Origin of the sequence: Pseudozobellia thermophila (genome assembly GCF_900141855.1) — a bacterium.
Classification (GTDB): Bacteria; Bacteroidota; Bacteroidia; order Flavobacteriales; family Flavobacteriaceae; genus Pseudozobellia; species Pseudozobellia thermophila.
In genome coordinates, this window is record NZ_FQYU01000005.1 from 163,239 (window position 1) to 176,206 (window position 12,968).

The following is a 12,968-nucleotide window of genomic DNA, read 5'->3' on the forward strand; positions in this document are numbered from 1 at the left end:
GTTATCGTGTTCTAACGGAAACAATATACGAAAAAGAGTTAAAGAAGTTCCGTATTGATATCCAAGATGTTGTCTTGTATGTAGTGGGTCAAAAATCCCTCGGTAAAATGTTCTGCGCCGTAAAAATCCTCATCCTTTAAAAGCTGCATCAGGTTTTTTCTCCTGAACTCGGCGAGCATGGGCTTCGAAAGGGGGGCGTAACTGTAATGCCAGGGTTCGTATTTAAAGCCCCTACGTCCCGGAACGTCGGTGTATACCAGATAGAAATCGTAGGTCTTGGCATTCTCGTCCATCCACTTCTTGAAATCGGCATAGGGCTGGCCCTCGCCGAATTTTGAAGGTACCAGTACGTCGCCCGTTACCTTGCGGTTGCCGTCGACGATATCCACATCGGTGCCCCAGTGGTGGCGGCTGGTGCCCGGTATGGTCGAATACTCTATGATCTTATCGATGGCCGCCAAGGGCGCCATGTTGTCGTTTTCGGTATACTTCATGAATTTGCGTTCCCAAATTGTACGCTGACGCTCGAAACTGCGGTAGCTCGATACCACCTTTAGGTCGATGCCGTCGCGGTAGGCGGCCTGCTTCATCTCGACAAAGGCGTCGTGGGCCTCCTTGCGCAGGTTGATGCCCTTGCCGTAAAGCTTGATGTCGCTTTTTCCCATTAGCTCCAAGATGCTGAATTCGAGGTCTTTGTCCTTTGAAAACGCCAAATGGGGCAATGTCGTTAGGGCAAGCCCGGTAAATCCGCCTTTTTTTATGAATGTCCGTCGTTCCATAGTAGCATTTAAGTTTTAATCAGGTTCGCAATCTTAACAAAGATACCCAAAATTGATGCCAAGATCGGGTCCTTGCCGTATTGATAACGTTCGCAAGGGCCTTTATCGTGTGATGGATTCGGCGAAGCGGGCATTTTTTTTCATACCGATGCAAGGTGCAAAGGGCACAAAATGCGGCCCGAGCCTTTACAGGGGCCGACCGGCCCAAGAAAGATAGGCCTTAGTCGTTGGCCAGGTAAAGAAAACCCTGGAACTCGAGGCCGAGGTCGTCCAAGGATACGATGTAGAAATAGACCCCCGAGGGGAGTCCCTTGTCGCGGCCGACCACAAAGTTGTTCTGGTTCGAGAAGCCGTTGAACTCGTTAGTGTAGTTGCTCTGTTCGAAAACCTTGAGTCCCTCGCGGTTATAGATCTGCATGTGGTTGTTGGGCGATAAGGCCAGTTCGGGTATGTCGAGAAAGTCGTTGATGCCGTCGCCGTTGGGCGATACGAAATAATTCTCGAGGTCGAGGTAGTCCCTGGGCTCGGCGAAGGCCCCGAAGGTCAAGGCCTCGTAATTGTCGGGTACGAAGGAAGCCGAAACCGCCACACCCTGCATCAGGTCGCCGACCGATGCCGGACCGCCCAGGCTCTCCCATTGGCGGGTGAGCTTGTTGAAGCCCACGACCACGATTTCCGACACGTCGTCGCTTAAGGCCCTGATATTGCTACGCTCGTTCCAAGAGAGCTGTACCGTAGAGGGCACCGAACCCTCCAAGCGCCAAAACTCCGTGGTGCTGATGTCGCCCAAGCGGCTCGGCTTGCTGTTGGTGTCGAAGGCGGTAAAGGTAGAGGGACTGTTCGGGTCTTCGTAAAAATAGGCCGCCTTGGCCAAGGTGTTGATCCCCTCCGAATTAAGGACCAAGGGCCGCAACTGTTCCGAATCGCCCACGGGAAAGATAAAATTTTGCTGGTTGGTGATACTGGCATAGCCGTCGACCTTGCTGATGTCGCTTGCGCCCGAGGCGTCGCCGTTATCCGTAAAGTTAAGGGTAATGGTAGGCTGGCTTCTCGGGGTCAGTACATCGCCGGTAATAAAATTGGCGGTGTTCGCCACGTTGGCCGTGGTGTTTAAAAGCGTGCCGTTCTCGGTATAGAACTCCACATCGAAAAAGCTGGGCGGAAAGATCCCGTCGACCGTACGGCTACCGTTCGAATAAAAACCGACCAGCCCCAGGTTCTCGTCGAAGCTGCCATCGTTGATCAGGTCGGTATGGAAGCCCATTTGTCCCCCCTCGTGAATGCGGAGGTTGCCCGTATTGTACAGGGCCGTTTGGGCCTGCAGCGAAGCGGCGAAGACTAAGGCGGGTATGTACAGTTTTCCGATCATTTTCAATTGGGTGTTTTTAAGGGCGTGGGAGGACTATTGGTTTAAAAGTGCCTTTATCGCCTCGAGGTCTTTTTTGATCGACTCCAGTTCTTGGGCCATGCTCTCGTTTTCGGCCCTTAATTTTTCGATTTCCTTTTCCTGTTCGATGGTATAAAGAAAAAGTTCCTCTATTTTTTCGAGGTTCTGCAAATTCGATTCGCTCAGATTCCAATGCCCTTCTTCCTTGGCTTTTACGGCCGAGGTAACCCCGGGCAGGTGGTGGTTTTGTTTGATAAAGGCTTCAATTTCTTCTAGGCTGCTAAAGCTGTAGTCTTCCTTTAGGTCCGAGCTTCCCAAAAAGTATTTTTGGAAAACGTAATCGGGGACAACTGGTCCGGAATCGCTTGGTATAAGGATCCCGGATGCCCTTACTTCACCATCGGCCCAAATATTTCCATCGACATGAAGTCTGGCTCCAATAGGATTGCTGTCAAAATTTGGTCCAATTCCTACGTTTTGGCTGTCATCGATTCGCATGGCTTCAATATTGTTGGCTGAAAAGCCTAAAACCCCCGAATTATCGGCTAAGAACATACCTGTATCACCGTTATCGGTAAAACGATAGGCGGGAACACCTGCGGTACCAGATGAGTTACGTATACCTTGTGTACGGATAATTCCTATTACATGAAGCTTTCCATCTGGAGTGTCTGTGCCTATTCCAACACTTCCAGAACCGTCTATGATTAGGTTATTACCATTCAAGTCGATAGTTCTTTCTTCATCCAAAATCACATCATTATTCTCTAGATTAACCGGGTCGGCCCAAACCACATCGCCGCCGCTGGTGGTCAATACTTGTCCATCTGTTGGGCTTTCTTTGATTTTGGCCGTAGTAATACCATCATCTTTCACCTCCAGTTGATCCGTACCCGAAATACCGATGGTGGTATCGTCAACATTAACGCTAAACTCGTTGGTCGCCAGGCTTAGTCCATCTCCGGCGGTATAGGGTGTGCTACTGGTATCGTCGGTGCCGGGTGCCCAGGCGGTGCCGTTCCATTTGAGTACTTGTCCGTTCGTCGTGGCACCCATATCGGAAAGGTCTTCGGCAAGGATGGTATTGTTGGCGATCTTTTCGCTAGTGACCGCTCCGGCGTTGATGCTTGCTGTGGTGACCGCATTGTCGGCCAATTCGGCGCTGCCTACGGCATCGTCGGCAATTTTGTCGGCGTTTACGGCATTGTCGGCCAATTCGGTGGTACCGATGGCATTGTCGGCAATATCGAGGGCCGAGCCCGAGGTACCGTCACCGGTAAACGAGCCTGCCGTAACGGTAACAGCGCTGAGTCCGCCTCCTCCGGTGCCCCAAACAGTTTCCCCGGCTGCGTTTGTCATCAATACCTGACCATCGGAACCAGCTCCGTTTCTTGCAATGAGGTTGCCGTACAACTGAATGTCCTTATTGTTTTTAATGGTAAAGGCTTTGTCGGCAATGTCAGGAATGGCATTTCCCGTATTATCTGTATTCTGTAAAAAGTGAAAATCACCAACGCCCCATGCATCTTGTCTTTCGTAAACTAGAGCGCCCTTACCGTGTGAACCACCACGGTCAACGGCAAAAAGAATGCCCGAAGAGCTACCTACTTGGCCACTTTCATTTTGGAGTTGTAGTGGGTAGGCAAGCCCTGCCTGAACATGCCCGTTCGGGATTCGTTCGCTAATCACCACTTTGGCATAATTGCCAGGGGTTGGACTATCTCCTTTACGCCCAACATATAGAGCTCCGTAGGTGTTTGACCCTACAGGACGTCCTTCCGTATCCCATATTAAGCCAAAATCATCGTTAGGATTGTCATTGTCATCTGCAGTGGTCGGAGTACCATCGGCATTGGCGAAAAATATTGCTTTTGCCGTACCACTATGCCCACCCGAGTTATTGGCAATGGTCCAACCGCCCGCACCTGAATTGGCAGAGGTGTCCCATTGTATGATTTCCCCATTTGAGGTCGCCCCCATATCGCTTAGATCTTCCAATTGGATGGTGGCGTTTGCTATTTTGTCGGAGGTAACGGCTTCATCTTCGATGGTCAATACGCCCGTATTGTCGATGGTGGCATCGCCGCTCATTACCACCTCCTGTGCTTCGTTGGAGGCATCCCCCACGAGAATGTTCCCGTCGGTCAGGGCCTTGCTGGCGGTAATTTCGTCGTCGACATATTGTTTGGTCGCGGCGTCTTGGGCCGCCGTCGGGTCGCCTAAATTGCTTATTACTTCTGTTCCGGCATCATTCCCTTCACCCAAGACCGTGGAAAGGTTGGGGGTGGTGGCCGTGGCCAAAGCCGCATCGATACCTTCCAAATGGCCTTCTACGTCGGCTGAGGTCGGGGTGTAGTTGGTGGCGGTGGCCGCTGCGGGTACTTCGGCGGCGGTTTGGTTGTCGTCCCCGCCTCCGGCCAAGGGACTTAGGTCGACCGGGGTATCTACGCCCCCTTCGGTAATTACCAGCACGTTGGAGGCGTTTAGCACGGCACTTGTGATAAGTTCATTGCTACTGTCTCCGTCGCCGTCGGGGGTGACGTTGATGGCATAGGGGCTGATGTCCGTTCCGGCACCACTGACGGTGGTATTGGTACCGTCTATGATCTTGGTGTCCGAACCGTCGGCGGTCGGTATGGTGACAGTGCTTCCGCCACTAATGGTCAATTGGTCGCCGACAAGGGTAATATCTTGCAATTCGTTGGTGGCGTCCGTGTCGCCGTCGGCCGCTACGGCCGCCGCAATGGCCGCTGCATTGTTGTCGATCCCGTCTTGTAGGGGCTGGGCATTAAAAAAGGCCGCCCCATTGGCGTCGGGCGTAATGCTGTTGTTCGGATCGGGACTCACGACATCGGCACCGGTTATAAAACCTTCGTCGTTGGTAAAGTCGCTGAGGTTGATGTTGTCATTGTCCAGGGCATAGGCGCCTACCGAGTTTTCCGATAGCTTGTCCTGTGTCACCGAACCGTCCTGCAACTTGCCCGGGCCGATCGAACCGTCTTGGATGTCGATCCCGTTGATGCCCCCGTCGACGATCTGCTCGCTGTTGATACTGCCGGGGGCTACCTCAAAATTGGCCCCGTCGGCCGTCGGCGTAATTACTATGGTGCTTTCGGCATTTACGATGGCATCGGCGGTCAGGTTGCCCGCCGAACCGGCCTCGCACAGATTGATCCACTGCACGCCGTCGTAGTAAAAGACACAGCCGGCCGTCGTGTTGTAGACCAAGGCGCCACGGCTGGGCGCTATGGATGCCATTTGTGCTTCGTCGACCCGGGTGATCACCAACACCTTGTCCGAACTTTGCAGCTCGAGAATGGAAGCGGGGTCGATGGTCTGTGGATCATCTCCGATTTTAACCTGCGCTTGCGTTACGGTAGTCAATAAAAGACCTATCAGTAAGAAAGGTAAGGCATAGTGCTTTAGCATAAGATCAATATTTATAGCTATTAGGGTGAACAAAAATATAATTATCTGTATACATTACTAACTTATCAAGATAAACTACCTTTTCGCATAGTTGAACGGTGAAAGTTTTTCTTACAATAGGCGGACTTTAACCTTAGGTCCGACTTTTACGAATTAACAAAAGTTTAGATGTACCCGCTTTTTTAAGAGCCCTACATGTATTTTCTTTATACACTTTTTTATATTAAGTACGAGCTTTCGATCAGGTTTGGCCATTGGTTGACAAAACTTTTTGTACTATCGATAGACCCGCTTGGGCGAAACTTAAAATTATCTATTAAAACAATCCAATGAAGAATATCCCTACCCTGATTTGCATACTTTTTGTTTCCCTGATGGCGAATGCCCAAGACGACGGGCGCCACCTGTTGAGAGGCACGGTTTTGTACCGCAATGTTCCGGTACCCAATGAGAATGTGATCAACATTACTACGGAGAGTGCCGTGATTTCAAATGAGGGCGGGCAGTTTGCCATCAATGCGAAGGCGGGCGACGAGTTGGCCTTTACGGCGGTCAACTACCAGATGGAAGTGGTAAAGGTAACTCCCGAGATCATCGCGAACGGGCGCTTGGTCGTCGAGGTAAAGGAAAAGGTGACCGAACTCGACGAGGTGGTGGTTACCCCCGAGAACCAAGAGAAGTTTTTGCAGCTGCGCAACGAGGAATTCAAGGAAGTCGAGTACGATATCGACCGCTCGACCGAGGTCGAGAACATTTCGTTGAGCCAGACGGAACGGGGAATGAGGGACGGCATAAATTTCGTCAACATCTTTAAGGCCCTGGCCAAGGCGGCCAAAAGCGACGACCAGGTACAGCGCCCGCGCTTAAAGGTAAGCGAGGTGCTGCGCCAGGTGTACGACGACGAGTTTTTCGTGGTCGACCTTAAGTTGTCGCAGGCCGAGATCGATAATTTTCTCGATTATGTGGATGCCCATACACCACAGCGAAGCCTTTTGCTCAAACAAAACGAATTTCAACTGATCGATTTTTTGGTAAACGAGAGCAAAGCATACCGAAAACAAATGAATGACCAAGACTAGTACCTTTTTATTGGCCTTTCTCGGGGCGAGCACCAGCTTGGCCGCCCAGGATCTACTTTCAAAACGACTGGAGGGAAGGGTGTACAGTAAGGATGGCGATGTGGCCGCCACCCATGTGCTCAATACCACGAGCGAACGGGCGACCATTACCGATATCAACGGGTATTTTTCCATTTCGGCGGCCTTGAACGATACCTTGGTCTTCTCTGCCGTACAGTACAAACGCAAACAAATGGTGGTTACCCTCGAGGTATTGGAGAGCAAGTTGCTCATGGTGCCCTTGGAAGAGGCCTTGACCGAACTCGACGAGGTGGTCGTCATGCCCTATAACCTATCGGGCGATATAGGCAGGGACCTGAACCGTTTGACGACGGAGCCCGTGGTTACGGCATCCACCTTGAACCTGCCCAACGCCTATGCCGTATTTCCGAGCCAGGCCGAACGCCTGCTCAACGAGGCTACGACGGGAGGTGGCCTGGTAGGCCTAAACCCGATCATAAACGGCATAACGGGGCGTACCAAAATGCTCAAGCAGCGGGTGGCGCGAAACGAACGGTACAACCGGACCCAAAGGGTCAGGCAATTCTACGCCGACTCGCTATACGTCTCGGAGCTGAAGATCCCCCTGGAAAAAATAGACGATTTTATGTATTTCTGTGAGGTAGACCCGACCTTTCAAACCGTGGTCGATACCCACGACCGGCTTAAGATATGGGAGTTTCTTAGGCGTAAAAGTGAGGTGTACCGAAGGCACAACGCCGAAGAGTAACCAAGGGCACGGCCCCTGAAAACCGGGCTGGGGTAAAATAGGGCCAAACCTGTCCATTATGAAACCTTTTCGAAAGCTTTTTTTTGCATGTGCACTGTGGGTCTTTTTCTTTGTGGGGAGGGCCCAAGACCCCGAGACCTTGGAGGGGCGCGTGTACAATGCCGAACACGACGTTTCGGGTACCCACGTGTTGAACACCACGACCGAAAAGGCCACCATAACGACTAACGATGGTTTTTTCGATATCGAGGTCAGCCTGAACGATACCCTGGTCTTTTCTGCCGTGCAGTTCAGAAAAAAGATAGTGGTGGTTACCAAGCAGGTACTGGAAAGTAAATTGTTTATAGTGCCCTTGCAGGAAGCGCTGACCCTACTCGAGGAGGTAGTGGTAACCCCTTACAACTTGACCGGGGACATGGGCAGGGATTTGGACCGGATGCCGGTAACCCATGTGGTGACGGCGCGCTCATTGGGCCTGGAAAACAAAAAGACCAGGCTTAGGCCCAAAGGTGTGGGCAAAACCTTTCGATTGAACAAGTACATGAACCTGCTCGCGGGCTACGATACCATAAGGCTGATACCCGATCTGCGCCTCGACCTAAAGATCGTTCGCTTATCGGACGACCTATCGGGTCGCACCAAGCTTGAAAAAAAGTACGGGGCCATTGAAAAGGAAGCGGGGCAAATAGACGCGATACGGTCGTTCTTTACAGATTTTGTTTTTGTGGAAACCTTAAAACTTCCCGAACCCCATATAAACGCTTTTTTGGATTACTGCATGGTCGATGACGGGTTTAAGGAGCTCGCCAACACCGGAGACATGGCCGCTCTCTATGTGGATATGGAAGGAAAGGCCCCGGTGTACCGTAAAAACAACGGCCTGGAATAGCTGTTTTTGGCATAACATTTGCCTATTTTTGTACCAGATAATAGGATTATGAAGTCGTTGAAAAAGTTGCTGCCCTTACTGCTGCTCCCCCTGTTCGCCTTTACCGCGGTACATAAGTATTATGTGAGTGTTACCCATGTCAATTATTCGGAAAAGGACAAGGCCATTCAGATCACCACGCGGTTGTTTATCGACGATTTTGACCGCCTTTTGATGGCGCGCTACGACCTGGATGCCGAACTGGCCACGGAAAAGGAGTCGCCATTGGCCGACGCCTACATCGAAAAATACCTGCGCACCAAATTTCTCGTTTCTATAGATGACCGGCCGGTCGAGTACGATTTTATCGGAAAGCGCTACGACAACGACGTCATGGTCTGCTATATCGAGATTCCCGAGATCGACCTAAGTGCGATCAAAACGGTCGAGATCGAAAACGCGATGCTGACCGACCTCTTCGAAGAGCAGCAGAATTTGGTTCACATTAATTTAAAGAACAAGAAGAAAAGTTTCGTACTTGTTAAATCGCGTGCTAAAGGAATGTTAAACTTGTAACAATTAATTAACGTATCCTTAAAAAACTTTATTTTTCGCAGATTATAAACTAACGATCAAAATGAACAGATTCAAGTATCACATTTTTTCCGCCCTGTTTATGTTCGCTGCCTTGGCGACGGTCCAGGGGCAGGAAACCCAACAGGAAAAGGAACCAGGGCACTACAACCAGAGCAAGTTCAAACAGCTCTATGAAGAATTCGCCACCCCCAACACCTATCGGTCGGCATCCGGGGCACCAGGTCCCGACTACTACCAACAACAGGCCGATTACGTGATGGACATCGTACTCGACGACGAGAACGCCAAGATTTACGGGGAAGAGACCATTACCTATACCAACAATTCGCCCGATGACCTCGAGTACCTGTGGGTGCAGTTAGACCAAAACGTAAGGGCCAAGGATTCGAAGTCGCCCCTGAGAAACGGCGGTGGGGTTCCCATGGCCGAGCAGGCCGGGGCCTTCGTGCAAAAGTATTTTACCGAGCCCTTTGACGGTGGTTTTGTGATCGACTATGTAAGGGATGCCAACGGCAAGCCCCTGAACTATACCATCAACCAGACCATGATGCGTATCGATATTCCACAACCCTTGAAGAGCAAGGAAAAGATTTCGTTCTCCATCAAGTGGAACTACAATATTCCCGACCATACGGTCAACCGGGCGCGTTCGGGATACGAGTATTTTCCCAAAGACGGCAACCGGGCCTATGTCATCGCCCAGTTTTTTCCGAGAATGGCCGTGTACAACGATGTTGAGGGCTGGCAGAACCATCAGTTCTGGGGTAGCGGCGAGTTCGCCCTTCCCTTCGGAAATTACGAGGTGAGCATTACCGTGCCCGCCGACCACGTGCTCGACGCCACGGGGGTACTTCAGAACAGAAAGGAGGTTTTCTCGAAAGAGATGTTGAAACGCTACGAGAAGGCCAAAAAATCGTACGACAAACCCGTATTGATCGTTACCCAAGAGGAGGCCGAGGAAGCCGAAAAAGGGTTTTCGAAAGCGAAAAAGACCTGGAAGTTCAAGGCAGAGAACGTCCGCGATTACGCCTTTGCCACATCGAGAAAGTTTATCTGGGATATGCAGGCCGTTAAAATCGGCGACCGCGATGTAATGGCGGTTTCCTTGTACCCCAAGGAAGGCAACCCGCTTTGGGGCGAATATTCGACCAAGGTAGTGGCCCATACCTTGGAGTCGTACTCGTCACATACCTTTGATTACCCCTATCCCAAGGCCATTTCGGTACATGCCAAGAACCAGGGGATGGAGTACCCCATGATCTGTTGGAACTACGGTAGGCCCAACGAAGACGGTACCTACTCCGATAGGGTCAAGTACGGTATGATCAGTGTGATCATCCACGAGGTCGGACACAACTTTTTCCCGATGATCGTCAACTCCGACGAGCGCCAATGGGGCTGGATGGACGAAGGTCTCGATACCTTTATGCAGTACATGGCCGAGCAAGAGTTCGGCGAACGCTATCCCGAGGCCATTGCCCCCAACAGCAAATACCCATCGCGTAGGGGAGAGCCTTCCAAGATCGTGCCTTACATGGCGGGCGACCAAAGTACGATAGCCCCGATCATGTCGAATCCCGAAAACGTCTACCAATTGGGGCCCAATGCCTACGGCAAGCCGGCAACGGCCTTGAACATTCTGCGTGAAACCGTTATGGGCAGGGAGCTTTTCGACCATGCCTTCAAGACCTATGCGCAACGTTGGAAGTTCAAACACCCTACCCCCGAGGATTTCTTTAGGACCATGGAGGACGCCTCGGCCGTCGATCTCGACTGGTACTGGAGAGGCTGGTTCTATACCACCGATTATGTCGATATCGGGGTAAAGGGCATCAAAAAATACTATGTTAGCGATAAGCCGAGCAAGAAGATGCAGGAGTATATGGCGGCACGCAATATCAGCGAGGCCGATCTTCCGCCGTTGGTCTATTTGGCGGAGGAAGGAAGTGAGGATGCCGACCCCGATATAAAGGGCAAGGCACCGACCGAAACCTCCCAAACGCTCAAGGAGTTCATGATGGACAACATGACGGCCAGCGAACGGGCCAAGGTAAAGGAACCCAAGTACTTCTATGAGGTGACCTTCGACAAGCCGGGAGGTATACCCATGCCCTTGATCGTCGAGTATACCTACGCCGATGGCACTACCGAAAACATTACCTATCCGCCCGAAATTTGGCGCAAGAACGATAAGGAGGTAAGCGTGGTACTGGCCTCCCAGACCGAGCTTACCGGTATCGTGGTCGATCCCAAGATGGAAACGGCCGACATCGATACGAGCAACAACACTTGGCCCGCAAAGGAAACCCCTTCCGATTTTGATCGGATGAAGGGCAATGTCAAGGGCAAATAAGTAGTATCCGGTATTAAATCAAGGCCCGTTAGGTGGGTTGCCTTGCCCTAGGGGACGAGGTAATGAAAAAACCTAACGGGTCTTTTTATGCAGCGAACACAATCTTCACTATATTTGTCTTATGTATTTAACTCAATTATTGTTCATAAGCGGGGGCGAGATATTCTTTATCATGTTTATCGTGGTCATGGTATTCGGTGCCGATAAAATACCCGGCATCGCCAAAGGCCTGGGTAGCGGTATGCGCCAATTGAAGGATGCCACCGAGGATATTAAGCGTGAAATTCAGAAAAGTGCCGAAAAACAAGGCATTGATACAAGCTTCGTAGACGATATCAAGAACGATATCAACGAGGTAAAGGACAATTTGACCTCGGGCATAGGTACCGATATCAAGAAAGAGATCGATGAGGTAAAAAAGAGTGTCGACGGGGTTAGCGGAACCATTAAGAGAAACTAGTTTTGCTCGATAAGATTCTTGAATGGGACAAGGCGGTCTTCGTCTATCTTAACGGTCTCGGTATAGAGGATTACGATGTATTTTGGACGACCGTGACCAACTTCACCACGTGGATTCCCCTCTTTATTCTGTTTATCGTCCTAATCTTTATCAAATACCCCAAAAAGGAGGCTTTCTGGGTAATAGTAACGATTTTGGTCATGATCCTTTATGTGGGTACGCTCACCGATCTCACCAAGCACGCCGTGGCACGGTTGAGGCCCAATAACAACGAAGACATCAATACGCTTATCCGCATATTGAAAAATCCGTCGACCTACAGTTTTTTTTCAGGGCATTCGTCCAGTTCCTTTTCCATTACCACCCTCGTGGTGCTGTTTCTTAAAAATCGCTTCAAGTGGAGCTGGCTCTTCTATATATGGCCCGTATTGTTCGTGTTGAGCCGAATTTTCGTGGGCGTGCATTTTCCCCTCGATATCTTGGTAGGGGCCCTGGTAGGAGTGCTGTCGGCCCTTTTCTTTTACATGCTCTATATCCGCTTTATAGTACCCTCGTTAGGGTTAGGCCGTCCCTGATCGGCAAAAGCACGGTTTCTACCCGCTTATCCCGCTTTAACATGGAGTTGTAATCGAGCAATATGGGGGTTACCTTGTCTTTTTTGTCAATAGGTTCCAACACCTTGCCCGACCAAAGTACGTTATCGGAAAGAATGATACTGCCGGGCCGGGTTTTTTTGAGTACGAGCTCAAAATAGGCCGGATAGTCCTTTTTTTCGGCATCGATAAAGACCAGGTCAAAGGTCAGGTCCAATTGGGGTATGATCGTCTTGGCATCGCCCACGTGCTGGATGATCTTCGAGCCATAACCGCTTTTGTCAAAATAGCGGCGTTGCATGGCCTGCAGTTCCTCGTTGATGTCGATGGTGTGCAATTGACCCGTTTTGCGCATGCCCTCGGCCAGGCACAGTGCCGAATAACCGGTGTAGGTGCCAATCTCCAAAATAGTGGTGGGGGCGATGATTTTCGAGAGCATACTCAAGACCCTGCCCTGAAAATGGCCGGTCAGCATTCGGGGCCGGAGCACTTTTAAATGGGTCTCACGGGTAAGCTCTCGAAGGAGTTCGGGTTCGTCTTCGGAGTTGTTCTTGATGTAATTTTCTAAAACCGGGGATAGAAAATGCATGGTGACTTTTCTGCAAATATATAGTACTTTCGAACTTTAATTTATACGGGAGCCAATAAGTTGAA

Annotated in this window: 11 protein-coding genes; 7 read left to right on the forward strand and 4 right to left on the reverse strand. The window is 50.7% G+C overall.

The features are described 5' to 3' along the window. Nucleotides 1–38: 38 nt before the first annotated feature. The 3 genes from BUB37_RS13995 to BUB37_RS14005 form a co-directional block, all read right to left on the reverse strand. Nucleotides 39–779, reverse strand: a complete 741-nt coding sequence (locus BUB37_RS13995) for a M15 family metallopeptidase (RefSeq protein ID WP_072994441.1) — start codon at nucleotides 777–779, stop codon at nucleotides 39–41. A 220-nt stretch (nucleotides 780–999) separates the two neighbouring features. Next, nucleotides 1,000–2,148 carry a T9SS type B sorting domain-containing protein gene (locus BUB37_RS14000; protein WP_072994442.1) on the reverse strand — a complete coding sequence of 383 codons (1,149 nt, stop codon included), beginning with the start codon at nucleotides 2,146–2,148 and terminating at the stop codon, nucleotides 1,000–1,002. A gap of 33 nt (nucleotides 2,149–2,181) precedes the next feature. Further along, complete coding sequence (locus tag BUB37_RS14005) at nucleotides 2,182–5,595, reverse strand: vacuolar protein sorting family 37 protein (RefSeq protein ID WP_072994443.1); 3,414 nt, start codon at nucleotides 5,593–5,595, stop codon at nucleotides 2,182–2,184. 329 nt (nucleotides 5,596–5,924) lie between these two features. On the opposite strand from BUB37_RS14005, the gene BUB37_RS14010 reads away from it, so the two are divergent. From BUB37_RS14010 to BUB37_RS14040, 7 genes are all read left to right on the forward strand, one after another. Continuing rightward, the gene (locus tag BUB37_RS14010) at nucleotides 5,925–6,674 is read left to right on the forward strand and encodes a hypothetical protein (protein WP_072994444.1); all 750 of its coding nucleotides are present in this window, start codon (nucleotides 5,925–5,927) and stop codon (nucleotides 6,672–6,674) included. Continuing rightward, entirely contained in the window at nucleotides 6,661–7,443 is a 783-nt protein-coding gene (locus tag BUB37_RS14015) for a carboxypeptidase-like regulatory domain-containing protein (protein WP_072994445.1), read from the forward strand. Before BUB37_RS14010 ends, BUB37_RS14015 begins: the two co-directional genes overlap by 14 nt. 58 nt (nucleotides 7,444–7,501) lie before the next feature. Further along, complete coding sequence (locus tag BUB37_RS14020; RefSeq protein WP_094766736.1) at nucleotides 7,502–8,332, forward strand: hypothetical protein; 831 nt, start codon at nucleotides 7,502–7,504, stop codon at nucleotides 8,330–8,332. Between the two features lie 48 nt (nucleotides 8,333–8,380). Then, a complete protein-coding gene (locus BUB37_RS14025; RefSeq protein WP_072994446.1) occupies nucleotides 8,381–8,887 on the forward strand; it encodes a DUF6702 family protein in 507 nt (168 codons plus the stop codon). Nucleotides 8,888–8,948: 61 nt separating this feature from the next. Beyond that, nucleotides 8,949–11,261, forward strand: coding sequence for a M1 family metallopeptidase (locus tag BUB37_RS14030; protein ID WP_072994447.1), 2,313 nt, complete (start codon nucleotides 8,949–8,951; stop codon nucleotides 11,259–11,261). Between the two features lie 121 nt (nucleotides 11,262–11,382). Beyond that, entirely contained in the window at nucleotides 11,383–11,721 is a 339-nt protein-coding gene (locus BUB37_RS14035) for a Sec-independent protein translocase subunit TatA/TatB (RefSeq protein WP_072994448.1), read from the forward strand. Nucleotides 11,722–11,723: 2 nt separating this feature from the next. After that, entirely contained in the window at nucleotides 11,724–12,296 is a 573-nt protein-coding gene (locus tag BUB37_RS14040; RefSeq protein WP_072994449.1) for a phosphatase PAP2 family protein, read from the forward strand. Here the strand turns inward: BUB37_RS14040 and BUB37_RS14045 are convergent. Beyond that, nucleotides 12,262–12,903, reverse strand: coding sequence for an O-methyltransferase (locus tag BUB37_RS14045; RefSeq protein WP_072994450.1), 642 nt, complete (start codon nucleotides 12,901–12,903; stop codon nucleotides 12,262–12,264). The two genes, BUB37_RS14040 and BUB37_RS14045, sit on opposite strands and share 35 nt — an antisense overlap. Between the last annotated feature and the right edge of the window lie 65 nt (nucleotides 12,904–12,968).